29 protein-coding genes and 2 tRNA genes are annotated in these 25,126 nt (G+C 45.1%); 16 read left to right on the top strand and 15 right to left on the bottom strand.

Annotated elements, in window-relative coordinates; translation table 11 throughout:
- Positions 1-150: 150 nt before the first annotated feature.
- From IJG50_08690 to IJG50_08660, 7 genes are all read right to left on the bottom strand, one after another.
- Entirely contained in the window at positions 151-897 is a 747-nt protein-coding gene (locus IJG50_08690) for a methyltransferase domain-containing protein (GenBank protein MBQ3379918.1), read from the bottom strand.
- Between the two features lie 6 nt (positions 898-903).
- Entirely contained in the window at positions 904-1,968 is a 1,065-nt protein-coding gene (locus tag IJG50_08685) for a hypothetical protein (protein ID MBQ3379917.1), read from the bottom strand.
- A 14-nt stretch (positions 1,969-1,982) separates the two neighbouring features.
- The gene (locus tag IJG50_08680; GenBank protein ID MBQ3379916.1) at positions 1,983-2,843 is read right to left on the bottom strand and encodes a type II restriction endonuclease; all 861 of its coding nucleotides are present in this window, start codon (positions 2,841-2,843) and stop codon (positions 1,983-1,985) included.
- Positions 2,844-3,072: 229 nt separating this feature from the next.
- Positions 3,073-4,143 carry a Dam family site-specific DNA-(adenine-N6)-methyltransferase gene (locus tag IJG50_08675; protein MBQ3379915.1) on the bottom strand — a complete coding sequence of 357 codons (1,071 nt, stop codon included), beginning with the start codon at positions 4,141-4,143 and terminating at the stop codon, positions 3,073-3,075.
- 161 nt (positions 4,144-4,304) lie between these two features.
- Complete coding sequence (locus IJG50_08670; protein MBQ3379914.1) at positions 4,305-4,748, bottom strand: NADAR family protein; 444 nt, start codon at positions 4,746-4,748, stop codon at positions 4,305-4,307.
- Positions 4,749-4,941: 193 nt separating this feature from the next.
- A complete protein-coding gene (locus IJG50_08665) occupies positions 4,942-5,385 on the bottom strand; it encodes a dual specificity protein phosphatase family protein (protein ID MBQ3379913.1) in 444 nt (147 codons plus the stop codon).
- Positions 5,386-5,448: 63 nt separating this feature from the next.
- Positions 5,449-6,303, bottom strand: coding sequence for a hypothetical protein (locus IJG50_08660; protein MBQ3379912.1), 855 nt, complete (start codon positions 6,301-6,303; stop codon positions 5,449-5,451).
- Positions 6,304-6,667: 364 nt separating this feature from the next.
- On the opposite strand from IJG50_08660, the gene IJG50_08655 reads away from it, so the two are divergent.
- The 3 genes from IJG50_08655 to IJG50_08645 all read left to right on the top strand — a co-directional run bounded on the left by IJG50_08655 (position 6,668) and on the right by IJG50_08645 (position 8,624).
- Positions 6,668-7,150 (top strand): hypothetical protein, encoded by a 483-nt coding sequence (locus IJG50_08655; GenBank protein MBQ3379911.1) that lies wholly within the window; start codon positions 6,668-6,670, stop codon positions 7,148-7,150.
- Positions 7,151-7,219: 69 nt separating this feature from the next.
- On the top strand, positions 7,220-7,984 hold the full coding sequence (locus tag IJG50_08650) for a hypothetical protein (protein MBQ3379910.1): 765 nt from the start codon (positions 7,220-7,222) through the stop codon (positions 7,982-7,984).
- Positions 7,985-8,057: 73 nt separating this feature from the next.
- Complete coding sequence (locus tag IJG50_08645) at positions 8,058-8,624, top strand: sce7726 family protein (protein ID MBQ3379909.1); 567 nt, start codon at positions 8,058-8,060, stop codon at positions 8,622-8,624.
- Between the two features lie 165 nt (positions 8,625-8,789).
- On the opposite strand, the gene IJG50_08640 is transcribed toward IJG50_08645, so the two are convergent.
- On the bottom strand, positions 8,790-9,527 hold the full coding sequence (locus IJG50_08640; protein ID MBQ3379908.1) for a DnaB-like helicase C-terminal domain-containing protein: 738 nt from the start codon (positions 9,525-9,527) through the stop codon (positions 8,790-8,792).
- A gap of 163 nt (positions 9,528-9,690) precedes the next feature.
- On the opposite strand from IJG50_08640, the gene IJG50_08635 reads away from it, so the two are divergent.
- The 9 genes from IJG50_08635 (at position 9,691) to IJG50_08595 (ending at position 15,878) form a co-directional block, all read left to right on the top strand.
- The gene (locus IJG50_08635) at positions 9,691-10,905 is read left to right on the top strand and encodes a hypothetical protein (protein MBQ3379907.1); all 1,215 of its coding nucleotides are present in this window, start codon (positions 9,691-9,693) and stop codon (positions 10,903-10,905) included.
- Positions 10,906-11,056: 151 nt separating this feature from the next.
- A complete protein-coding gene (locus IJG50_08630) occupies positions 11,057-11,359 on the top strand; it encodes a hypothetical protein (protein ID MBQ3379906.1) in 303 nt (100 codons plus the stop codon).
- 110 nt (positions 11,360-11,469) lie between these two features.
- Positions 11,470-11,847 (top strand): pentapeptide repeat-containing protein, encoded by a 378-nt coding sequence (locus IJG50_08625; GenBank protein MBQ3379905.1) that lies wholly within the window; start codon positions 11,470-11,472, stop codon positions 11,845-11,847.
- Positions 11,848-12,636 (top strand): pentapeptide repeat-containing protein, encoded by a 789-nt coding sequence (locus IJG50_08620; protein ID MBQ3379904.1) that lies wholly within the window; start codon positions 11,848-11,850, stop codon positions 12,634-12,636. It begins immediately after the preceding gene.
- Positions 12,620-12,967, top strand: coding sequence for a hypothetical protein (locus tag IJG50_08615; protein ID MBQ3379903.1), 348 nt, complete (start codon positions 12,620-12,622; stop codon positions 12,965-12,967). The genes IJG50_08620 and IJG50_08615 overlap by 17 nt, the downstream gene beginning before the upstream one ends.
- A gap of 91 nt (positions 12,968-13,058) precedes the next feature.
- Positions 13,059-13,448: a DUF1273 family protein gene (locus IJG50_08610; protein MBQ3379902.1), complete on the top strand. Its 390-nt coding sequence runs from the start codon at positions 13,059-13,061 to the stop codon at positions 13,446-13,448.
- A 212-nt stretch (positions 13,449-13,660) separates the two neighbouring features.
- Positions 13,661-14,938, top strand: coding sequence for a hypothetical protein (locus IJG50_08605; GenBank protein ID MBQ3379901.1), 1,278 nt, complete (start codon positions 13,661-13,663; stop codon positions 14,936-14,938).
- A 14-nt stretch (positions 14,939-14,952) separates the two neighbouring features.
- Positions 14,953-15,261: a hypothetical protein gene (locus tag IJG50_08600; GenBank protein MBQ3379900.1), complete on the top strand. Its 309-nt coding sequence runs from the start codon at positions 14,953-14,955 to the stop codon at positions 15,259-15,261.
- A 5-nt stretch (positions 15,262-15,266) separates the two neighbouring features.
- Positions 15,267-15,878, top strand: a complete 612-nt coding sequence (locus tag IJG50_08595) for a hypothetical protein (GenBank protein MBQ3379899.1) — start codon at positions 15,267-15,269, stop codon at positions 15,876-15,878.
- Between the two features lie 282 nt (positions 15,879-16,160).
- Here the strand turns inward: IJG50_08595 and IJG50_08590 are convergent, their stop codons facing one another.
- From IJG50_08590 to IJG50_08565, 6 genes are all read right to left on the bottom strand, one after another.
- Entirely contained in the window at positions 16,161-17,510 is a 1,350-nt protein-coding gene (locus tag IJG50_08590) for an S-layer homology domain-containing protein (protein ID MBQ3379898.1), read from the bottom strand.
- 16 nt (positions 17,511-17,526) lie between these two features.
- On the bottom strand, positions 17,527-18,618 hold the full coding sequence (locus tag IJG50_08585; GenBank protein MBQ3379897.1) for a Nif3-like dinuclear metal center hexameric protein: 1,092 nt from the start codon (positions 18,616-18,618) through the stop codon (positions 17,527-17,529).
- Entirely contained in the window at positions 18,615-19,316 is a 702-nt protein-coding gene (locus IJG50_08580; GenBank protein ID MBQ3379896.1) for an SAM-dependent methyltransferase, read from the bottom strand. Before IJG50_08580 ends, IJG50_08585 begins: the two co-directional genes overlap by 4 nt.
- A gap of 74 nt (positions 19,317-19,390) precedes the next feature.
- On the bottom strand, positions 19,391-19,597 hold the full coding sequence (locus IJG50_08575) for a DUF1858 domain-containing protein (GenBank protein MBQ3379895.1): 207 nt from the start codon (positions 19,595-19,597) through the stop codon (positions 19,391-19,393).
- Between the two features lie 179 nt (positions 19,598-19,776).
- Positions 19,777-20,070 carry a zinc-ribbon domain containing protein gene (locus tag IJG50_08570; protein MBQ3379894.1) on the bottom strand — a complete coding sequence of 98 codons (294 nt, stop codon included), beginning with the start codon at positions 20,068-20,070 and terminating at the stop codon, positions 19,777-19,779.
- A 134-nt stretch (positions 20,071-20,204) separates the two neighbouring features.
- Positions 20,205-20,858 (bottom strand): sigma-70 family RNA polymerase sigma factor, encoded by a 654-nt coding sequence (locus IJG50_08565; GenBank protein ID MBQ3379893.1) that lies wholly within the window; start codon positions 20,856-20,858, stop codon positions 20,205-20,207.
- A 242-nt stretch (positions 20,859-21,100) separates the two neighbouring features.
- Between IJG50_08565 and IJG50_08560 the strand changes: the two genes are divergently transcribed.
- From IJG50_08560 to IJG50_08545, 4 genes are all read left to right on the top strand, one after another.
- Positions 21,101-21,331: a hypothetical protein gene (locus IJG50_08560; protein MBQ3379892.1), complete on the top strand. Its 231-nt coding sequence runs from the start codon at positions 21,101-21,103 to the stop codon at positions 21,329-21,331.
- 115 nt (positions 21,332-21,446) lie between these two features.
- Positions 21,447-21,522 (top strand) — tRNA-Thr (locus IJG50_08555).
- 36 nt (positions 21,523-21,558) lie between these two features.
- Positions 21,559-21,634: transfer RNA gene (locus IJG50_08550), tRNA-Thr, on the top strand.
- 186 nt (positions 21,635-21,820) lie between these two features.
- A complete protein-coding gene (locus tag IJG50_08545; GenBank protein MBQ3379891.1) occupies positions 21,821-24,313 on the top strand; it encodes a hypothetical protein in 2,493 nt (830 codons plus the stop codon).
- Here IJG50_08545 and IJG50_08540 read toward each other — a convergent pair.
- Entirely contained in the window at positions 24,310-25,080 is a 771-nt protein-coding gene (locus tag IJG50_08540; GenBank protein MBQ3379890.1) for a YdcF family protein, read from the bottom strand. The genes IJG50_08545 and IJG50_08540 overlap by 4 nt on opposite strands.
- Positions 25,081-25,126 lie beyond the last annotated feature (46 nt).

The raw sequence follows: 25,126 nt of genomic DNA, 5'->3' as shown, positions 1-25,126 counted from the left end.
TGCAGCAATTCACGAATTTTCTCCCTCCGTGCTCGTTCCTCGGAACTGCGTTTTCTTCTGCTGCTCATAATTAAACCTCCAATATGGTGCTTCTATTTTACACCTTATCGGAGGTTTACACAATTTTCGGGACGGCCTCTATTATTTACGCTACTTTTTAAATACAAACAGGTATTCATGCGCAATCAACAAAAAATTATACTTCACACTGTTTGTTTTCCAATATCCCGTGGCTTTGCAGTTGTGCTGTTCCTTGATAATCAATTCTTTTAACTTAAATCCGGCATCTTCAAATATACGCATAACATCAAACGACATAGGTATCATATGTCCTTTTTTCCGCGTGTCCCCCATGAGCACAGCGCAAAATTTGTCCTTTTTTAGAACGCGGTAACACTCTGAAGCGACTGATTTCATCTCAAATAGAAAGTCTTTTACTTTCAGCAACGACAAATCTGCGGGAATATCGTCGCTGTATTTGATAATATCTGCATATGGCGGATGTGTGCAGATAAGGTCAATGCTGCTGTCCGGAATAAAATCAAGTTTTCTCGCATCGCCTTTATGAATATATACTTTCCCGTTAGCGCCTTCACGGTCAAAAGATGTTTTTTCTCTGCACCTGTTTAATGCTATATCGTTTACATCTACGCCGATAATGTCACGATTAAGGAGTTTTGCTTCAACAAGGGTTGTACCGCCTCCGGCAAATTGATCAAGTACCAAATCACCCTCTTGCGAATAGCGCAGAAGGATATTACGCGGAATATATGGCGACCAGTTTCCTCTCCATTTTGCATCGTGAGTTGCCCAATCACCGCGCTTTGGAAATGACCAATGTGTTGTCATTTCCAACTCAAAATCTTCGGGTTCCCATTTTTTTATTTGACTTCTCATATGATTCTACTCTATTTCTTCAAACTCCATTTTACTAATGGAAAACAATCCTATTTTATCCGCATATATAGTGTCGACTTTTTCCTTGTGTATTTTTGCAAAAGAATCAGCAATTATATATGCTCTTACATTTTCAAATTCTTCTTTTGTGCTGATTTGTTCTATCCATTTCAAATAACGATTGACTTGTTCATATGCTTTATAACTCGCTTTACCTCTTTTTAATTCAATCACAATATTAGGTATTGTACCGTCTTTTATAGGATTGCTCATGCTGTACAAACATATATCCGCTCTATCCATATCCATTGGCTTAAACGGAGAGATTGGTACTTGACGACACAATATGTAGTCCTCCGTTAAGAATGAGGCAAACGGTTTTAACGAAGAAAGAATTGTAAATTCTAGTTGAGCTTCATTTATAAAGTCATCTTTAATGTCAACCATTGATTCGTCAAAAATTGTTTCGTCGCCTTTTTTATTGATTTCATCAGTCACAGAAAAATCAAGTTTTCTATCAGATGTTTGAATCTTATTCATTAAAACCGATACTTCCCCCGGTGTTAAAGTACAAAATCCCATTCCCTGCATGCTATTAGATGGTAATGGATAAGGGTATTTGCCTAATTCAAAATATAAATCATCTGAAGCAATATATTTGCCCGTATCTGCATTTTGGTGAAACTGAAAAATATAAGGCTGTGCTTTTTCTGCACCTTTAACCTTAAAAACGCCTTCCTTTTCAGTCGGTACATACCTTTCTGTTTCATCCCAAAATAGATTTGCCTGCGATTTTATACCAAGAGGACTATTCTTTCCGTTGATATAGAATGAACCAGACTTTTTATTTCCGTAGATTTTTCCGCCATATACGATTTTTCTGTTTAAAAAGAAAAATAAATCGCTGCCTTCCCTGCTGCAGGCATAATCCGCCAATATAGCATAATGGCGGCTCCTACTTGACGGTTGATTAGTGAATACCGGTTTCATAAGAAAGCCGTAAATTCCTCTTTTTAAGTATAATTTCAATGTGTTTTCATCATATAATGCTATAAATAATCCGCCTTGCATAACAGCTTGACTCCTTATAGTTTGTTCAAAATGCCATTTTCCAAATCGTTGATGTTATATATATGCTCCATAACATCAAAGGTTTCTTCCAGGTTGTGCTTCGCGCTCTCCCATCCTTTACCATCGGTAAACCATACAAATGTGAATCCGTCAATAGTTTCAACCTCTTGATTAATTTGCTTATAGCTGCGGGCAGTTTCGTTTAACTTTGACCCGCCGCTGGCATAAAAGTTTGTTTCAATGCCGTAAATCATATTATCAGTCTTTATCACAAAATCAAAGCGTTTCTCCATTTTTCCCTGATTGGAAATGGCTGATAAATCTATGTTCCACTTATCAACAATTTCATGGATATACATTTCCTTGAAATAAGTTATGTCTTTAATAAATCCCGCTTTCTGAATAAAACCCTCTACAAGGTTCTCCATTAAGTGACCTCCGCGATTTTTCCGACCGTTTGATTCCAATCCCGTTTCAACTCCGGTGGCATAATCTACAAGATTGCTTATAATATGATTGGCAATCAAATCAAACAGACCGGTCTTCCTCATAAAAATCTTATATTGCTCAATTTGCGAACCGGTAAGTTTCTCATTTTTGAAACTATATGTATATTCACCATCGCTGTCAATCGCATAGATTTCTTTTGAACGAACTGCCAGCAAAACGGGGATACACTTCAAAATTGCAGGATATTTGCCCGCTAACTTTTCAAAATCATTTTCAATATCCTTTGAGCCTATTAAAGAATTAAGAATATTCAATTCTACCTTGATTTCTTCAACATTTCGGTAAACCTTGCTGTAGTTTACATAATAAGTATAATCTGAGATGCTGCTACGAAAACCGGACAGCCACGTTGTAAAATCTCTCATAATTCATCGTCCTCTTAATCTTGCTGAACAAACTTCTTGATAGTGTCATATAGAGCTTCGGCGCTTTCAATTGGACATTTATAATTGCTTTCAGCCGAAATCTTTAGTTCATCATTATACATATCCTGCGCTTCCTTTAATGTCCACTTCGCCTTATCATCTTTTCCGAAAGCTGTATAATTTTGCAGTTAATTCTATTTTTGTTTCGTCATACATAAAAACTACTTTTCTAATAATTCGTTATCAGCAATTCGTGAATCTTACCTCTGCCTTTTCCTTTACTGTTAATAGCACGATTGGCAGACACTCGACTTATATTTAACCCGGAGTATAAATCGTCAAAGAAGTTATCATATTCATTCACGTTATGCGGATCTGAATTGCTTGCCATTACTTTTGCTGCCGTCAAAGACTTAATAAACTCTCCCAGTCTGATTTGATCCTCATCATTAAAGTTGTCCGCAGTATATGAAGTAAACTCAGCTGTCTTTGTCAACGGACGATATGGCGGATCAAAGTATACAAATGTATGTTCATCTGCATATTGTTCAATGCATGTATAGTCTCCGAAAAGAATTGTTACGCCCTGTAAAAGAGCCGAGGTTTTGTTGATATTATCGCTGTCACAAATTGTCGGTTTTTTGTAAGATCCCATAGGAACATTATACAGTCCTTTACGATTGACGCGATACAGACCGTTAAAGCATGTCTTGTTAAGATAAATAAACAAAGCAGCACGAAGAGTAGAATTGCTCTTAGTTGGATGCATCATTTCTGTATTAAAACGTTCTCGCTGCTGATAATAGTATTCCTTTCTGTCGCTATCTTTGCAGCTAAGGTGGTCTTGCTCAAAAGCAGAGAGAAACCCTATCAATCTATCGGGATTGTCACGTACCACCGTGTAAGCGTTTATCAATTCGATGTTGGTGTCACAAATATATACCTCATCCATATCATAAGTATTTAATACGTCAAACAATACAGCTCCAGCTCCTACCATTGGTTCGCAGTATTTTGTGATTTCTGTTCCCATATTAGGAGGATAATATTTGCGTATGGTAGGCAACAATTGTCCTTTTCCCCCTGCCCATTTTATAAATGGTTTCGCTGGATTCTTTTTATCATATCTGGTAGTCCGACCGTCAATGGGTTTTTCTGCCTCAACAGGTATAATCCACATATGGCCGAGCATTGCCACATTCGGTATCCTATTCTCTTTGCAAAGCGTTATAACACGCCGATGCGATATTCCCCATTTTTTAGCGGCTTCATCAGCCGAGATATATTGAATCTGCTGCATAGTATCTCTCCATCTGTTTTGTTGTATATATTATATTCTATTTCTGGAACAAAATCAATATCATTTTTGGCGCAAAAAATTTGGGGAGACGCTTCTTTTGCAAGACATCTCCCCGCATATTTCTGCTTTTCTACTTCTCCAACGCCTCAAGACCGCCTTATCTATCCCTGTGCCCTAAGCTCATCGCGCACCTCCATGAGTATCTTTCCCAGCTCGTTTCTGCCCACTCCCTTTACGGCGCCCCAGAACCTATCATTATGATTATTGCCCTCCTCCAGATATGCCTCTCCCGTAAGGAGCAGGGCATTTTTTATATCCATGTCCGAGGCATTCCTTGTGAACTTGTCGCGGACGATCTCCTTCATGATCCCTATCTTTACCTCCTCCCAATCGGGACGAAGCTTCACTCGCCTTCCGCCTCTCTTTGCTGCAGCAGGAGAGGGATACGCCTGAAATGATTTGCGCTTCTCTGTATCCAGTGTCTTAGCCGCCTGAAAGGCATGCTCCGCCGAGGGGTATTCCATGCCCTCATACTCAACCGTGCAGGGATAAAAATTAGATAAAAATGCATATTCCCCTTTAAAACTCTTTATTGCCTCAGCCATCTTTTATACACTCCTTTGTTTTTTCTATTGTAATAATACCACGGCGCATGTTCCGAAAACAGGACATGTGCGCATTATGCGGCCCGCGATTTAAACTGTTTGCAAAAGACTTAGCAGCTTTTAAACGCCGCGCCCCCGTAAACTTTGTAAAGCCTTTATCCCTTAACGTTGAAGCTGCCGTATGAGCGTTGCTTCAGCCGTCAAGCGCTTCCGAAAGGGCTTTTTTTGTCAGCTCGTAACAGAGCATATTCGGACAATAGACCGTGCTCTTTAGTACAGGACTAAGATCCATATTCAGATATTCCATTATCGACAAGGCAATGCCTGCGCTGCGCGAGACGCCGGCCTCGCAATTTATCCAGATCGCGTCGGCCATATCCTTCCACTTAATAACAAAACGGGCTGTCTTTTTGGCGTCGTCGGCAGTCATACGTCCGCCGGTGCCGAAAGCATCCATTGTTTCTTCGCCGACGTCATAAAAAGAAAGATACAGCACCTCTTTGATCGAATTATTCTCCCTATTAAAGTGCGCCCTTTCGCTCTCTGGGTCGCTTATCGAAATTATTACCTTTGTGCCTTCAAGATCTTTGTAACTCAGCTTGACCGCTTTTGTTCTGCTCAGTATTTTGATGTTCATATGTTATCACCTATATGGAGGATAAGAAAAAAGATGCACCAAAAGGGGTGCATCTTAAAACTCTTATTTAATCAAATCGTGTCCTTTATAATAATACCATAATAATTGGTCTATTCCATTTTTGCTTATACGTTCTTTGTTACTCAATTCTGTAATAGCTTTTGTGAACTCCTTATATGCAGTTATTACAGATTTGCTATAATAGTTTTCTTTGTTAACCTCGATATAACGAGGCAATGCTTTTTTTACAATTGTATCATATATAGGAAATTTATCTGCATAATCTTCCTTTTCTTCCTTTAATAGTGCTATACTTGCGTAATGGCAATATTTAGATGCAAAGGAAATGTTTTTCCTTGGGTGTTTGCCTTTTTCAGGACTTGTTTCTTTTGATATTATTCTTAACAGCTTCATTTTTTCTTCCTTAGAAAAATCTTCTGTCTTTAAGAATTCTTTCAATACTGATACTTTACTTTCAGTTATCTCACAAAGGCGCTCCCATATTTGTATTCTACCAACACCATCACCATTTAGATGTGTGCTGTTTTCATTGTCTACTGCGCAAATTGTTTTAAATAAAAAATACCTAAACTCATTACATTTTTCAGACTCGTTTAACTTTGAAAACCAATATGCCGATGAACCAAAATATCCGTCTCTATAATTGTCGTTATCATTAACCGTATACTTATCTATATCTACTTCTTCTGTAATAGGCGTGTTTTTGCCGTTCTTTAATTCTCCTTTTGAGGTCACATCAAATACTTTTTTATAAGATGGATCATAGCTAATCATAGCTAATACTTTAAACACATTCTCTTGTGTTAAAGAAACAACACCCGAGGCATTTGTTTCCAAATGATATTTCGATTTCTTGGAACTCTCGATTTCATTATAGAATAATGATTGCTTTTCCATACTCATCACTCCTTTTTATAATTATACCATACCTGGGAATCCGATTGCAGCTTCCGCCGCGAAAGAGAATTGATAGTATAATATTTGTAACGTATCATTTCTAAAAAACTAGCAAAAGACGATTCGATCCCAAGGGTCTTATGGGACGTTTTTCACCCATCCGGCGTTGTATTATTATAACGGAAACGATATAATGTAAATGTATGTAAAGCAGCCGAAGAAGCTTCTGTTATGAACGTTTCCAAATGTCCCGTGAAAATACACCGACGCGGGCCGCATCGGTCAAAAAGAAACGAAGAAAGGAGATTTGAACATGTATGACGAAGAATAAAACTATTGCGATTCAAACGTTGAGGGGGCTGCCATGAGAGATTATAATGAACTGACGTCATGCTGGAACGATTTGTTGGAGCGCATGATATACGAAAATGAACTTGATGCAGAGCTTGCCCAACGTCTGATTTTTGAGACCTATCATTTTGAAAAGAACAATATTCCAGGCGATCACATCCCAAGAAACAGACTGCTGCTCTATAAGTACGTCGTTCGGTTCGGCGATTTGTTTTATCGGGGATATCCCAAAGGAATGCGGGGGTCGACAGCAGACACCTTCTGCATTTTCGCAGAGGGCTTGAGTTATGCCATTGAAAACAACTTTGATTGCGGCTACGGAGCAAACCCGCTCCCGATCAGCCTGAATATGCACGTTCCCGCAGGCTGCGCCCCTCTTGAGGCGGATATGACGACGTATGGATCGTTTATCCGGGATTTCAATGAAAACGTGGGGTGGCTGCGGGAGCAATATTATGAAGATGAGGATGAGGATGAGGATGTGGAACAGCTGTGAGAGAGAAGTAAAGTTCAAAATCAAATCTGTATCGAAAACATATTCAAACGTGAGAAAGGAGAAATGATTATGCTGTTTGAATTGATAAGAGAACCAGATGAGATAAAAAACATGATATCTATCTGTTCACGTGTCTGGAAAGGAGAAAAAGTTGAAAAAATTAAGTTGTTCTCAAAAGGCGATGAAGTTAATATTTGCGAGTATCTGCCCAGAGATGTAAGCAATTACAAAAATAATGACGATAAAATATTTGAATACATTGGAAGTAATGATACATTTCCAACAGCCTTATGGACGATTAATGCGAAATACAATACGCAGATAAGGATAGAAAAACAAAAATGGAATAATGAAGCTTGGAACAGAGATAACACTGGCCGTATGTGTAAAACAGAAATTGATAAATTGTACAAAAAGAGCGGCATCGAAATGGATAACCAAGCATCGGGAATTGATGAGTTTGTTGAGGTGTGCAAAAAGATAACAGGTAGATATGAGTATTCATTCGCAACAAAAGTTTTTAGCTTTGTGTCCAGAAATTTTTGTACTGATGGATTGCCTATCTATGATAGCCTTGTTGTTACGCTTCTAAATTATTATCTTGAGCAAAAAAACCAAAATTGCAAAAAAAGCACATGGAGCGAGTACAGAGTATTTAAGGAATCATACGATTTATTTAGGTATCTATATAAACTTGATGAGTATACGTATAAGGATATTGATGTTTTCCTTTGGACATATGGAAGTGCTATCAAAAAATATTGGAATAAACAGGGCGTGTTATCTTTTAACGCCGTTTCTTATACTCCCATTGAAAAGAGAAAACATCTGTGAAAACACCCTCCCCCCACTTCTCCAAATACTGTGGTGGCGGCAAAGCGAAAGCAAATACATAAGAGGTGCGGATATGCTGTATGACGCGGACATAAGAGACGGTTTATGCCTGTTTTTAGAAACTCAATACGGAAAAGTCAGGTTCTTTGACGAGCTTGTCATCGGCAGATCCCGCGCGGATCTCGTGATGGTAACAAATACCGACCTTATAGGGATCGAGATAAAAAGCGACGCCGATACTTATACCCGCCTTCCCGGGCAGATAAAGGATTATGACCGCTTTTTTGACCTTAATATGATCGTCGTGGGTTCTTCCCACGCCGCCCGCGTCTCGGAGCACGTCCCCGAAGACTGGGGCATCATTGTTGTGAACGAAGAGGGCGGCAAGCTTGATCAATACGAACTGCGCCGGCCTAAGCCGTCCGTCAAGTCCAAAACGAAACAACAGCTGAAGCTGCTCTGGCGGCGGGAGCTATCACACATCCAGAAAAAGAACAAGCTCTTTAAATATCCCCAAAAAAGCCGGTCATTCGTTGAAAAATACATTCTGGAGTCCGTAGAAGCCGTGAAGCTCAAGACAGATATGATCGAGGAACTGTTTGAGCGGGATTATACTTCCCTGAAAAATAAAAGGCCGTAAATAAAATACAAAACGGCGGCAAAAACGCCGCGCCCGATTTGACTGTAAACCTCATCCGGCGCGGCGCCAAAATGAGATGCAGGTGTATTGAGCGATCATTCAACGATAGAGCGATGCAGCGCCCTGTGGGACGAAAAACCCATCGGGCGCTGTTTACTTTTCCGCTTACTCGCTTTGCTGCGCGGCGGAGATAAATGCCACGCATTCCGGGAGAAAACGAAGCGGTACGGTACCGATCTCCCCGTACCGGTTTTTCAGCACAATGGCTTCGGCAGTATAAGGATTTTCACATTTATCGCGGTAATAACTCTCACGGTACAGGCCAATGATCACGTCGGCGTCCTGCACGAGCGCGCCATAATCCGAATGTGTCATGCCTCTGAGCGACGGGCGCTTATTCTCCCGCTTTTCAAGAGCGCCTGAGAGCTGACTTACACAAACGACCGGTACATTCAACTCTCTCGCCATGTTTTTTATACCGCAGCTTGTTTCGGCGATCTTATGCGGCCTGTCCCTATCATGCTGCCGCCGGTTAAGAAGCTGCAAGTAGTCGATCACGACCAAGCCCAAATCTCCCATGCCGCAGCACAATATTTTCATATCTGCGACAGAAGCGCCGGGACTGTCGCTGATAATGATCGTCGAAGCATTGAATGCAGCATCTGCTTTGACGATCCGTTTTTTCAACTGTTCGTTTGACAACTCCAAAGAAAAATATACGACCTTTTTCCCCGTACATTTTGACGCATTTATCGCTGTTTGAATGCCGAGCGCGGTCTTCCCCATGCCGGGCCGTGCAGCGATCACAACCAGTTCACCCGGATAGAATCCGCCAATTAGATCATCAAGTTCCCTCAAGCCTGTTTGAATGACTGAGCCGGCGCCTTTTCGCATAGAATACATTTGCAAAACCTCCTTTTCCTTTCGGTGACGCCATTATATCCAATGAGACGTCCCATTTTCAGTGCATCCGTTCTTGTATACTAAAGGTACAAAAATAAAGGAGGTCTCAAAATGAATACGATTACATTTTCTATGTGCACGCCTATAATACAAGGATCTCATCATGAATACTGTGTATGAATGGCTGCACGCCATAGGAAAAGATGAACTTATCCGCCTGTATGCCGAGTATGACCGTCTTGATCGCTCTAAGATCAAAAGCAGGGATATGCCGCTTTTTGAGACCGACGCCTCCTACCGTCGGCGCATTGACGCCTATATTTCCGATATCCTCAGCTATACACCGAGAGAGAACAGCGAAATGGTATTTTTCGCTGTCGAATCATACGAGCGCGGCAGGCCCATAACGGCAGCCGAATTGGTATCTCTGAAGGAGATTGAAAACGAACACATAGTGAGTTACAGTTGGATCCTGACTGATCGGGAAGAATGGCTCGGTTACCATGTTGCGGATACGAAGCTATCGCTCTCCAAATCTGACGAGATGCTTGCATACATTCTTTATAAAGCGTCCTTTTTCGGCTATACGAGGGATGAATTTAAAAGAGGTCGGGAAGAATTCAAGCGGAGCATCGCGGACGCAGAAAAAGATTTTGAGCGTACAAACCATTACAAGTATGAGGAGATCTTGACAGACAAGCGTCGGCAGCAAGAGCAAAACGATCCCAAAGAAGAACTGCCTGATACTGTTCGGGATGCGGAGGCGGCATTGTATAAATATTGCTTTGACCGCGAAATTGCCGAGCTTCGCAGTGCTGTTCGGGATCTGCTGTCAGAGCCTGCTGTAAATACCGTTGACGTAACAGTCGTTTTGTATAGTTACCCTTATACAGTAACAGATAATAAATACATACGCATTCATGTTTCGGATGATCCTGTCGTTCTGAATGATACGGGTATGGTGCTGTCGGCCCAGGAAACGGCGAATTTCATGTCGCTTTTCGAGTTCGCAGAAGATTTGCTGACAGATAACTATGGCCTCGACTTGATTTATTTTGACTATTTAAACTGCGGCGGATTTCTGGTCAAAGGCAGTAACGGTCAGCCTCTTATGAAGTTCAAGTCTGAACTTAGAGTTGCGAATGATCGTCCGCATGACAGCGCAGAGGATAAGCAAAACGCGAATGGAAATGAGATGCAGGCGAAGCTGTTTCGCGGTAAGTTTCTGATACCCGCGCAGAGAGATTGGTTCATAAACGGAAATAAGTATGATACATACGAGGACGCGTTTTTTGAACTGGAGCGTGTTGTTGACAGCATTGCAACAAAAGACCGCAAGACGTCTCAATCGGAGAATATGAATGAGCACAATGAATGAAATGATGCTTAAACGGAATTAAAAGATCAAGTTGAAGATCATGTTTCTTAAGCGGAAACATATGCGTATTGTCCGCACGTACAGAGCATTTCAGGCACGATGTCAAAGGTTTATTCGCGGATATGCCCGTCGGGACGCCCGGGCGGTTGATTTGTGGTTCATCGAAACCCCGGAGCCGCTGCTTCGGCATTTGCAGCAGCATTATTGCGGGTATCCGCCCATGTACACGGCGGAAGAGTGGGGTGAGCGGATCGGGAAAATGGCGGACCTTCTTCATTTGATGGATGAAGAGAATATAAGAAATGAGCTGTTTCAAGGCGGCCTTTCAGCGGATACAAGCGAGATCAAAAAGGAAAAGGAGATAAATAAAACAGCGTTCTTCAAAATGTTTGCCTATGATCTCTATGATTTGTGGGATCAGGCGGGCAATGCGGCAAACTTCCGGGCGGGTTAAAAAACGCCCATCGCCTGCAATATAATGACGCCGTAAATAAAACGAAACGGCGGCAAAAACGCCGCCCCGATGTGACTGTAAACCTCATCCGGCGCGGCGCCTTTTCTCTTATGTCCCATTTTTGGCGCATCTGTCATTGTATGATCAAAGTGCAAAATCAAAAAGGGGGGCTAAATGAAATGGCTATATCGTTTTCTATGTTTGCAACAGTGATAAAAGGGTCGCCAAAGGATAAAGAGAAGCTGCCGCAGATCATAAGCGATCATAAAATGTGGCTGGAGGATCACACCAAGGGACATAAGGCATGTCTTAGAGAAATGAATCTTGCGGGAGCCGACCTTTCAGGCGTCGATCTCTCCTTTGCGGATCTGTCCGGCGCATACCTGGAGAAAGCAAATCTTGCGGGAGCGAAGCTTAAGGAGGCCGTCCTGATCGGAGCAAGTCTTGATGAAGCCGATTTAACAAAAGCTGACTTAAGCGGCGCATAGATGTCTTATGCGAATATAACGCACGCCTGTCTAGAAGAAGCCGCTATGCGATTTGCCGTCATGCGAGGCTCGACTCTGTGGGATTCCGATTTCAAGGGGGCCGATCTTAAAGGTGCGATCCTGACCGCAGCGGAATTATGCGACTGCAACTTTGAAGCGGCCTGTCTTGACAGCGCGGAGCTTTATCTTGCCGATCTTGACTATGCTTCCTTTAGGAAGGCCAGCTTGCGTCAGGCGAGGCTTGACAGTGTGCGTTGGTCATACTATGCCGATTTCAGAGACGCCGATGTGACCGGCGCCGACTTCGCTGACTGCTCACTGGATGGGAAGAGTTTTACCGGGGCTGTCGGCTTTCATCCGCACATGAGATGCCCCGAGGAGGGCTCCTTTATCGCCTGGAAAAAGTGTCGGGATGACCGTATCGTAAAGCTGCTGATTTTGGAGAGCGCCAAGCGGACAGGCGCTTTCGTCGCTCAGTGCAGAGCGTCCGAAGCGATCGTTTTGGACATTTGGGACAAAAGCGGCGTACCTTGCGATGAGGCAGTCAGCGACGCTGATAAGGATATCATATACCGAAAGGGCAAGACAGTTTATCCCAGGGATGCTTTTGACGACGATCTGCTCACAGACGGCAGCGGGATCCATTTCTTTTTGACCCGCACCGAGGCGGAGCTGTACGAGATCGGAGATGACTATGACGATGAGGATGACGAATATGACGATGATGAGGATGACGAATATGACGATGATGAGGATGAGGATGAGGATGTGGATGACGTCGCCCGCTGACGAAATTGATATTGACCTTTCGATGGAGCGCCTTCTTGAAAAAGAAAAGCGTTATGTCAGTATGAAGCGACAGAAAAACCATAAGCGGAAACTGCTGAACGCTTTGCTGTACATCGGATACAGACCTTCTATCTGGAGGAAAATAGAATGGGGTGATATCACCGACGAGATCATATATACCGACATTGTCCAGCGGGGAAAAAACAGCCAAACGCAAAAGCTTCTTAAAAAAATTTCAAACCGCTTGGTCAGGCGCCAGCCTCTTGATGCACTGCCGCCCAAAGGCAATTATCATAGAAAACTATTCGACTACTGGTGGATATGGATCTGATCATTACCGCAAAAAAGCTCAAAAAAACGCATTTAAACCAACGGCCGTGAAAATATAGATATCATATGGGATCAAGATATTCGAAAAAGCGGTGGAAGCCGGGTACACACGATTCATCACCGGAATGCAGCGCGGAGTGGACCTTTGGGCGGCGGAGTCTGTTATGAAACTAAAAGAAGACGGCAAACCGCTTCGGCTGATCGCAGCCGCCGCTTTTTTCGGCATGGAAAACAGGTGGGACAACGATTTAAAAAAGCGCTATTTCCGCATCCTCCGGAGTGCGGACGAGGTGCATTATATAAGCGACAAGCCCTCTCGAAGCGCTTTCTTCCGGCGAAACAACCGGATGGCAGACCACGCATCCCTGCTCATCGCGGCATACACCGGGGCCCCCGGCGGCACGAAGGAAACGATCAAGTATGCGAAAGCGCGGGGGCTCAAGGTCATCTGCATCGCAGGGAGCCGAGGACGAGATAAATGAAGGGTACTCGGAAAGTGCCTGGCGAAGCGTTCCGGGAAAAACTGCGGCCAAAACTGACACCGATAGAATATGAGCACGTTCTTCGGATGTTTATGCCGCCTATGGATGCCGCTTCTCGTTATGTCCGGGACGAAGCACAAGAATAAGCATTGGAAGACGATCCACAATGCCTTACGACCCTTAAGAAAACGATTTGAACAGGAGGCGTCATAATGATCTTATGGAACGGTCAAGACATCGATACTTTTTTGGAAATACTTGCGTGCATTGATAAAAACGAAGCTGTTGAAGTCGCCGTTGAGGGCATCGGCGTCAAAAACGTCGCCTCATTTGACGATCTTCGCAAAATACTGCCGCCCAGAAACGAGAATACGGAAATAACAAAACAGGAATACGAAGAGCTTCTTCGAACGTTCCTGCCGTCAAAAGAGATGCGGGAACACTTATTGAAACACAAGCTTAATCGATATCAGGTGATGGATCTTATGCTTGCCTCTCCCGTCCCGCTTGAAACGAAAGCCGCGTTTTTCAAAAAACTGACGTGTCGGGAGGATCTGTTCCACGCCGCTCTGGATAAAATCACTTCAGAGCTTTTGGGGCGCGGCTATGAAACGGAAGAAAAAATCGAATTTCTAAAGTGGGATTTTGATGATTCTTTTACCTCACATTTTAAGGATATCCGCCTCGCTTTGGATTCTTTGGAATTAAAGCCCGGAGAGATCCTTCTGCTTAATGAAGCTTGGTACGACGAGGACCTTTCGGACGAAAACGAAAGCCGCCGCTCGGTCCCGATGTTGTCTTTGGACGCCGCGCTTAAATACGTCCGGGACGAGATGAAAGAAGAGGAATGGAACGACGAGACGGAGTGCTGGACCGTGCTTGACAAGTGGTCCTCCGCCGAAAACGGAGAAATGGAGCATCTCTATACCTACTATTTGATCCGGGACGAGATCGTTTTATTTGAAAAAACGAAACCCACCGGAGACGATCGCCCGTATTGGAGCGCCCACGAACGCAAATATTCCCGCGGATGGGATCTTAATCTTCCGATCCCTTACAAGCCGGGCGACATTGTCGAGGTGAACTGTCTGCCCTTTGCGCCCGTAAAGCACGTTCTGCTTCTTACAGTGGGCGACGACTGCTGCGGCGTGACGGCGCTGTTTCGCCGTGAAGACGGAAAATGGGACACAGGCGCTCTGAAGCACGGGCATTGTTGGGAGCGCTGCCGTCCGCTGCTCTCGCCGCTGTATCGTATCAGGTCGAATAACAAGAATATCCTTTTCGAGGGAGAAGGGCTTCTTTGGCAGGTGCAAAAATACATCTCGGGAGACGCAGAAAAAGGGAAAAAGCATTGGGATGATATCAATTCCCGTATGAATGATGAGCTTACGGAAAACGAATTGCGTTATCTTATCGGTGACAAGCACGGAGACGACGTGCTGCTGGAATACCGCAGATGCAGCGGCTCGATAACCGATAACAATAAATAAGAGAGGCGTCTTATATGAGAATAGTAAACAGTTTCGACGACATTAAGATGGTCATAACAGATCTTAATGAAAACGATATCAGAAGCTTTTTAGACGGACGAGAGTTCGCTGTGGTCAAAATCGATAACGACCCGAAGAAAAAAACAGACCGAAGATTTGACCCCGCACATGTATTGGGGATCCTTTTAGATGCTTATACTCTGCAAATCGACGACGAAGACGAATCGGACGGCAGGACCTATTTGTATATTAAGTGCGGCTTCCGCTGCGTTTTATCCCGACTGACGGCGTCACTGTTCTTTATCCTTCGGTCGAGGAACTGATCCCTATGCTGCTTGGAAAACGTCTGCTCTTTTCTGCCCGCTTTGCGGAAGACTGCTGCGGCGTTGAAGAGGTCATAAGCCGGAAAATGCAGGAGTATGTCTTTGCGCTTAGAAAAGAAGACGAGTATTATCTTTATGACAGTTTCTTCTGTGTTCAGATTTTTTTGCAAAAGATATCCGACGTCGGCGCTGCATCAGCGTCTGCGCCTGAGCTTATGCAGCCGTCAGATATCAGAGATTATGACGTCAACGAAAAAATCCTGTCGAAGCTTACTAAAGAGAGCAACGGCTTTTATCATGACGCGATGACTATCTGCTATGCGGCTGAATCAGAAAAACTGCAGGCGCAATACTGCCTGATCAAGTTTCACAGCAACCGCGAGTGGGATCTGGACCCTGTGTGTATTTTGAATTTCAGATTGTCGTCCTTTATTCTGCCCCACACCGTTTCGGCAGAAAAAGCGGCGGATATCCCGGAAGACAGGATCGTGTACGATACAAAAAGCAAAGAGAGGTATATGATCGACTCGATCCATATGAACTCGGATATATGTTCCGGCTTATCCGAGTTTTACGAACTGATCGAGACTTTCATGTATAATATCACTTTGGCATAGAGGATATCATTAACGACATACGGTTTTGCTTCAAAAGGATCGACCGGCCTTACAGTATCAATACGGCACAGGTAAGAATATTTACAATAGATGCTTTTCCGTAAATAAAGGCGGCAGAAGCCTAAATTCCCGGCGCTCAAAAGGCGTGCTCCGGGCTTCGGCGTCCGGTTTAACAAGTCTTATACTCCCTCTCCCCGACCGGGACGCTGCGGCGCATCAAAAATCTTCAAAAAAACTTAGGGAGGCGTCCTTTTTAAGGCGTCTCCCCGTTCATTTTCTTCTTTACTTCCCTGACGTTTCCACGGCTATCTTCAGTGCCGCTTCGCGCGTCATTGACGCAAGCGGCGCGAACGTGTTGTTTCCTACGCCGTTTATGATATCTTTTCCGGCGAAGAAGTATATATAATTCTTCGCCCATGCGCCTATCTGCGCGTCGTCGGAAAAAGGTACCACCTCCGAGCGTTCAAGGCTTTCGCCCGTCTTAACTTTGCCGAGCGAATAAAGCTCGTAAACGCGGCCGAGCATCGTTGCCGCCTGCTCGCGCGTGAGCGTGCCCTGCGGAGCGAAAAGGCCGCCGCCCATACCGTTTACAACGCCTAAGGCGTATGCCTTTAAAACATTTTCGTCGCTCGTGTCGGTAAACGGATCTTCGCCCGCGAACGAAGGCGCCGCCTTGCCCGAAAGCGTTTCGTAAAGCTTTACGGATACTGCGGCAAACTCCGCTCTCGTTATATTTTCGGTAAGGTCCGCTCCCATAAGCGCGTCGGGTATAAGGCCGCCGTCGTAGGCGCGCTTCATGTAGCCTTTCGCCCAGTCGCTGCATCTCTCCCAAGGCTCAAGATCGGCAGGCACTGCCGCCTGCTCATAAAGCGCTCCGACGTCGCCTGCATGCGCCTTTAATATATCGGCATACGTATGGTCGAAGCTGTGCTGTTTTGACCATGCGTCGGTGTCCTCTATCATAAAATACTGATAATCGAGTTTGCCGCTTCTTGCATAGTTTGCATGGTCCATTCTTACGTCTACCCAATAATACCTGTCGCCTGCGAGCACATAGCTCCACTTATGCTCCACTCTCGAACCGTCGCCGTTTATGAATTCGCCGTCGATAAGGCGGCAGTCAAATCCGAGATGTCCCAAAAGGACCGTAAACAGCGCCGAAAAGTGAGCGCAGTCGCCCGTGCGCGTGAGCATCATTTCATATGCGAAGTTGGCGATATACGCCCTTGAATCATATGAAAGGAAATATCCCTTATCGCTGCCCGGCATATACTCGCTCTCAAGGTCGAGCCTTATGGCCGCTTCTCCGCGGTCAAGCTTTTTTACAAGCTCGTTGTAATACGTCTCCACTGCGGGCTCTATCGCGTCCTCGTCAAAATAGTACGTTCCGTCCCAGCCGTCGCGCTTGCAGTTTTTCAGTATCCAGTCGTGTACCGCGCGTATCTGCTCAGTCGGAGTCTTGCCTTCGGTCGGTATCTCTTTAAGTATCTGGTCCGCCATATAGTCGATATCGGCAAAGCCTATATATATCGGTATGCGGCCGTATGAAGCGGCTTCGGCCGAGGCTCCCAGGGGGATCATCATAACAAGCATCACAGCCGCCAGCACTATAGATATTATCTTTCTTTTCATAACTTTCCCTCCGTTTTCATAAATACTGCTCGCACGCCTTGTGCGTTTCGCTCTTTTTTACATAAATATCGCCGAAGCCCTTTATAAGCTCTACTAAGGGCGGTATTGCTATATCCTCCGTTTGAAAATGTCCCGCCGCAATGACGGACATGCCGCTCTCGCGCGCGTCGAGCATTTCGTGATATTTCGCGTCGCCCGTTACGAATACGTCGGCTCCGGCAGCCTGCGCCTCGGGTATAAGAAAAGCGCACGAACCGCCGCCCACGGCGACGCGCCGCACCTTGTCGCAGGTTTGAACGAACCTTATGCGGTCACATGAAAGCTTTTTCTTCACCATGCGCGCAAAATCGAGAAAATCCGTCTCATCTATCTCGCCTATCTTCCCGTAGCCGTATTCTTCCCTCGGATACTCTATGTCGTAAAGGTCGAACGCCGGCTCCTCGTAGGGGTGCGCTTCACGCATGGCCGATATTATCTTTGCCGCCTTTGACTTCGGAAGTATCGCCTCAAGCTTTACCTCGGGCGCCGACTCGCGCCTTCCCACCGTGCCGATATACGGGCTGGCGCCATCTAAAGGCTTGAACGTGCCCGTTCCGTCAGATGAGAATGAGCATTCGCTGTAATCGCCCAAAACGCCCGCCCCGTTCGCAAATATCGCCTCCATGACGCGCTCTTTATCCTCTATGGGCACGAATACGCAAAGCTTCATATAAGTTTCCGTGCGCGACGCGCCGAACACGCGCGCGTTTTTAACGCCCAAAGCACGCGCTAGCACATCGCCCACTCCGATTTTCGCAGAGTCGTAATTCGTATGCATCGAGATAACAGAAATATCGTTCTTTATAAGCATTGTGACAACGCGCGAAACGGGGTCGTTTGACGTTATGCTCTTTAAAGGCGTAAATATTAGCGGATGATGCGAAACTATAAGGTCAAATTTGCCTTCTTTCGCCTCCTTCGCCGCATCGGCCGTTACGTCTAAAGTTACGAGCACACGCTTAACTTCCTTATTCATATCTCCCAAAAGAAAGCCGGAATTGTCCCAATCCTCTTTCAGCCTTATCGGCATATATTCGCAAAGCTTTGTATATATCTCGCCTGCTTTCACCTTTTGACCTCCTTTAAAAGCTTTTTCATATCTTCAATGAGTCTTTCGGTTTTATGCGCTTTTTCATTTTGTCCCGCGCGAAGAAGGCCGTCTTTTATCTTTTCATGCTCGCGTATCCTTCTTTCGATAAGCTCAAAAAGCAGCGGATCGCGGTTATGAAAAAGCTGTTTGCCTATATAATAATATACTTCCTCGCACTCTCGCGCGCTGCCGGAAAAGTGCGCGCGCATCGCCGTATACAAATGCCCCTGCTCGAATGCGAGACGTTCGTCATCTATGACAAATCCGTTCTTATAAAGATAACGTCTCAGGTCTTCGACAGACGACTGCGGCTGGAGCACAAATGTCTCGCGCCCCGTAAAGGCGGCCTTATGCGCGTCGATTATTTCAGCTATCGTTTCTCCGCCCATTCCCGCGATTATGTAAACTTCGACGTTTTTGTCTATCACGCCGTCAAGTCCCGCCGAAAGCAGAGTGCTTACGCCCGCCTCGCATTTAAAGCGCGCTAAGTTCTCGCGCGCGGCACGAAGCGGTCCCTCGCGTATGTCGCTTGCGAATACATGAGAGGCCTTGCCCGATAAGTACAAGCTTACGGCAAGCTGCGCATGGTCGCACCCGATATCGGCAGCCGTTTCGGCATACGGCGCCATATCGAAAACCGTTTTAAGGCGTTTTCCGAGCCTCGGGGTCATATTCATATCCGAATCCTCCGAATCATGAAAAAAAGCCGCCGAAAACGCGGCGGCTTTTAACATCAAAAAACAGCAAACTCTTAAAGCTCGGATAAATACTGATTGAGATTTTCGATAAGCTCGTCCGCGTCGGTACCGTGAACCGCGCATGCCTGCTCTATCGTTTCTCTGCGCGACATCGGGCAGCCTAAGCAGTGCATTCCGATCTCAAGAAAATACTTTGCCGTGCCCTTGTCCATCGCAAGAACGTCTTCTATCGTATTCTTTTTCGTTACTACGTAGTCCATTATCGTTTTCCTCCGAAAATATATTTTTTTATTGATAATATAATATACCTTTTTTATACCGTTTGCAAGCGATTTCCTAAAAAGAAACAAACGGTGGAATCGTCAAACGCAAAAAAGAGGCGCTTAATCTCTTAAGGCGCCCCCATGCCCGCGTATTTAATACTTACATTCGGACGATATTATGCATTTTCAGCCGCAGCAGCATCCTTCTGCTTCTGGAAGCATTCGCTGCAATAGATGGGTCTGTCATTTCTGGGCTTGAACGGAACTCTTGCTTCTTTTCCGCATGCTGCACAAATTGCCGTATGATACTCCCTTGCAGGCTTATCGGCATTTTTGCGATTCTGACGGCAGGTCTTGCATCTCTGCGGTTCGTTCATAAAACCCTTTTCAGCGTAGAATTCCTGTTCGCCGGCAGTGAATACAAACTCCTCGCCGCATTCTTTGCATACCAGTGTCTTGTCAGTGTACATTAGTTTTACCTCGCTTTAAAATTATGTTTATTACTACAACCCTGACCGGATTTAAACCGGCACCTCTGAAAACCAGTGCTCTGTAATTAAGCTACCAGGGTAAATATTTAAAAGCCCGTCCCAAATATCGGCTTCTATATGATAAATTTATTTTCGCCTGTGGTATAATGGGTGCGCAGTTTTCTTCTGATCCTGAAAACAGCATTTTCCACTGATTTCCGAGTTCTGCCGAGCGATTTTGATATCTCTTCATAGGACATGCCCCGAAGATAACAAATCAGCACATTATTTTCAAGCGGAGTAAGCACATCCAAAAGATCGCGCATCGTAATGCGCTCATCCTCGCGCCTAATGATAAGACTTTCGGGATCCGTTATGCCGTCATGCGAAAAAGCGGTCAAAAGCTCGTCCGTGCGTTCGTCCCAAGATCGATCGGGACCTACCGAAATATAGAAATTCAGCGGACTGTGCTTCTTTCGTGAAGCCGACTTCACTGCCGAAGCTATCCTGTTGTTAACACAGACCTTTGCAAATCTCAAAAAGCTTTTGCCTTTATTTGTGTCATAATTCATGACGGCCATAAAAAGACCTATCATTCCCTCCTGTATTACATCGTCGCGCTCTGCGCCTGCAAGATAATATACACGCGAAACAGCACGAACCATGCCGGAAAGCTCTATAAGCACCCGTTCAAGCGATTTTTCATCGCCTCTCTGCGCATCAAAAGCCAGCTTGGCAAGCTCATCATCGGAAAGCCGTTCGACAAAAGGATCGGCCTTGTCTTTCACAGTCTCACCACCGACATAATGTAATACAATGATTATATTAGCTTTTTAATATGTTGTCAAGTATTTTAAATTTTAAAATTATATGAACTGTTTTTTTGTTAAAAGCGACAATTTTATATTATTTTTTTGTTTTTTCGTTTATTTTTCTTATGTTTTTGTTTATTTCTACTATCCGCCCCGAACAAATTGTGTTATAATACAAATATAACCAAATAACAAACAGCAGACCGGAGGAAAATAACATGAATAAAGTTTATATCGAAAATCCTTTTTCCGCAGGCAAGTTCGAGCTTTCCGGAGGCGATAATCTTTCGGAGGCGGCCGCCGATTTCCAATCGTTGCTTGACGCTGCAAGCGAAAAAATGGAGAGCTCTGTAAATACTACCGTAGAGTTTTTTGCATGGGACGAGATCGACCGCGCAGTTCTTAAAATGAAGCACGTGTATAACGTTGAGGTCAAAGAAGTTTACTGATCGTATGTTTTTAAAAGAATAAATCTATGTTGTCAGGATTATTTTAAAACAAAGTAAAAAATAATCTTGACAACTTGTTTATTATTTTATATAATAGCTAATGTTCTTAATAAATGCTGTCTTAGCTCAGAAGGTAGAGCACATCCTTGGTAAGGATGAGGTCGGCAGTTCGACTCTGCTAGACAGCTCCATTTTATCTATATGCGGGATAGTTATCCCGCATATATGCTACCGTGGCTCAGCAGGTAGAGCAGCTCACTCGTAATGAGCAGGTCGTCCGTTCGAATCGGATCGGTAGCTCCATGATCGGCAGTCTCGCTTTGCGGGCTGCCGATTTTTTCATCTGCGCATTGCGGTATTTTTACTAATAAAATATGATTTAAAACTCTTTTTAATATTAATATTTGACAAACTTCAGATATGTGATATTATATATATGTAAATTTTTTATATCACTATCGCATGTGTTTTACCGAAAAGAGTGTTATTATGCCTAAACAGAAAAAATATGATACCGATACGCTGTATTTCAGAAAGCAAGTAAGAGACAAGATAAAAAAAATACCGGAACACCCCGTAACGTATGTAAGCGCGCCTTCGGGCTTCGGAAAAACGGTCGCCCTTAAAGACTTCTTTGACAGGCTTGCAAACGACAAAGTCTTTTTTATAACCGTAAGCGACTATTACCCGCAGGAAGCATGGTCAAAAGTCTGCCTCGCCATTCAAAAGTTTGATAAACCATCGGGCGAGCTGCTTTCAAGGATAGGCTGTCCCTCGGAGGATACCCTGGAGGACGCGCTTAAGATCATCGATACCGTATACTGCCCCGATGAAATGTATATAATCGTGGACAATTACGAGCTTTTAAATCCGCACATTCCCGGAGAGGTCATCTCCGCTTTTGCCGACCATAACGCAGGCGGCCTTCATATCGTTCTCATCTCAAGAAACAAGGACGTCGGATTTTTGGAGACGACGTCGCGTATTCTTTGGTTGTCGCAGGAGGATTTTGAATTCCATCCGGAGGATATAAGAGCATATTTTTCGCGTGTCGGCGCGCGCATAAGCGAGGAGGACGCAAAGTCGATCTACCTGTCTACGCACGGCATGGCGGCAGCCGTACACCTTAATCTCCTCATATTCATCAAGACAAACGAGATATCTTTGATCTCGGATATGAACGAGCTTGTGCGCACGGCGCTTTTCGATCCGCTTTCGGACGAGTCGAAAGACAGGCTCATAATATGCAGCTTTTTCGATACGTTCACGCTTTTGCAGGCCGCATCTATGTTTGACATAGCCGACCTCGTTGAATCGCCCGACGAGATCTTCGGCGAAAACGCGCTCGTGCGGTTCGACGAGGCGCGCGGCGTTGTGATGTTCCACAATTTCCTTAGGGATATGTTGGCAAAAGAGTTTTTAAAGCGCGACAACGATTTTCGCCGCGCCGTTATAAAAAAGGTGGGCGATCTGTACCGCGAGAACGACGAGCTTATACCCATTGTAAAGCTGTGCATACGCGCGGGAGAGCCTTCGATGGCGCTTGACGCCATTGCGGAGTGCGGCTCGCTTATTATAGAACGCTTTCACGACCCCGTAATTGCGAACTTTATAAAGCATGTCGATAAAAAGATACTGAATCAAAAGCCCGAGGCTATGAGCGTAATAGCGATGGCTCATTATTCGCTTAATGAATTTTTTGAATATTATCAGATGATAGACCGCATAAAAGCGGTGCTCGATTCGGGTACGCTCTCAAAGGAAGTGGCTCATTACGTTTCCGGAATGTACTATATGCTTCTTGCATTCGCACGGTTCAACCGCATAGACGAAATGGCCGAATATCACGCGCGCGGCTATGTGCTTTTGGGCGACAAAGCAAAAACGATGGTAGGCACAGGCCGCCTTTGGACGGGCGGCGCCATCTCCGTGCTCTATATGTTCCACCGCGAGAGCGGGCTTCTTGATAAAACTATAGAAGAGCTTGAGCGCATGCTTGAAACGTATTACCGCCTTGCCAATAACCACGGTTACCCCGCAGAGCTCGTTATGAGCGCGGAAGCAATGTTTTTGCGCGGCGACTATGAAAACGCATATACTGCCGCAAAGCGCGCGTACAGCATGGCTGAGTCGCACGGCATGAAGGAAATAATGCTTGCGGCCGCATTTCTGCTTTCACGCACGACATTCATGCGCGGCGACGGCGAGCAGATGTATAAGATAATACTTAATCTTGAAGTTGACATAATAGAAAATGCCGTTGACGCGCAGCTTTATCCGTCAATAAAGCTATGCCAGGCATGGGCCAACATGAGATACGGATACTTTGATTCGATACCCGAATGGATAAAGGAAGGCCGCTACGGCAAGCACTTAAACTTTATAGCGCAGCCTAACGCCGATATAGTTTTCGGCGCGTGTCTTATCTTCTCGGGTCAGCACAGGCGCTATCTCGAAAACTTTGATAAGATCATGCGGCGCGCCTCCTACTTCCCGACTGTTATAGCGCAGATATACGCATATGTACACGCGGCGCTGGCTCACGAGAAGCTCGGCCACAAGGCCGAGGCCGAAGAGATGCTCACGCTTGCGCTTAACGCCGCGATACCCGACAGGATATATCTGCCTTTTGTGGAATACGGCGACCGCGTGCTGTCGATACTTGACCGCGTGGAGCTTTCTAAGGAGCACAAGATAAGAATAAGAGAGCTTGTCGATTACGGACTGGAATCTTACAAAAAGACCGTGGCCATGCTCAAAAAGCTCGGCGTAGGTCTTACAAAGCGCGAATACGAAGTAGCTTACTTCGCTTCAAAGGGGCTTAACAACCGCGAGATCGCGCAGCGTCTTTCGATATCGCAGTCTACCGTAAAGCGCGAGCTTGAGCGCATTTACGAAAAGGGCGGCATAGAATCGCGCGTACAGCTTCCCGCAATGCTTCTTCGAAACAAGCCCTACGATTACCGCGGCAAGACGTTTTAAAAGAGCCTGCCCGTTATAAGAAGCCCCGTAACGGAGAAGTATTCACGTATATGATATACAATTTTCAGATAAGCATACGGCGTTTCGGCACAAACGCCGTATGCTTTTATTCCGCTAAGCTCTGCGATGCGGCACGAGCGCCAAAGATGAAATTCATTAGTCACTACCGCTACGCCGTCCTCGACGTTTATGCCGCGCTCCTCTATGAGCGCTTTTGAAAATTTGATATTCTCAAGCGTATTTCGTGAAGCGTCCTCCATGTAGAGGCGCTTTTCATCTATGCCGTGCGACGTAAGCCATGTATACATCGCCTGCGCCTCCGTTATATATTCGCCTTCCCCCTGCCCGCCCGAGAGCACGGCGACCGTGTCGGGATCGTCCGAGAGAAGCTCATACGCCGCCTGAAGGCGCGACACCATGCAAAGCGACGGCGTATACCCGTTCACTCCCGTGCCTAGCACTATGATGCATGACGCCTTGTCGGCTTCGGGGTCTGTTTTTTCGCCCGAGATTATAAAGCCCTCGACTATGACAAGGCTTATAAGCCAGCATATAAGCACGATCCTTCCGACGCGCAGCATGAACCTTGCGTATTTCGATCTTTTAAAGCGCGCGGCTGATATCGAAAGCACCCCCGCCCCCGCCGCGAAGCAGAAAAAGAAGAAGGCTCCGAAGCGCGCTCCGGTAAGAAAACAGCAGGTGACGCCGCATAATAACGACAGTATCGTAAGTATTATATAAAACGCTTTTTCGTGTGTGTTTGCCATTTTTTCCTCCGGTCATACTTGTCCTTAATATAGTTAAGACGCAATA

The organism is Clostridia bacterium, from assembly GCA_017405765.1.
GTDB lineage: Bacteria > Bacillota > Clostridia > Oscillospirales > RGIG577 > RGIG577.
This window is presented reverse-complemented; position numbering and strand designations above follow the sequence as displayed.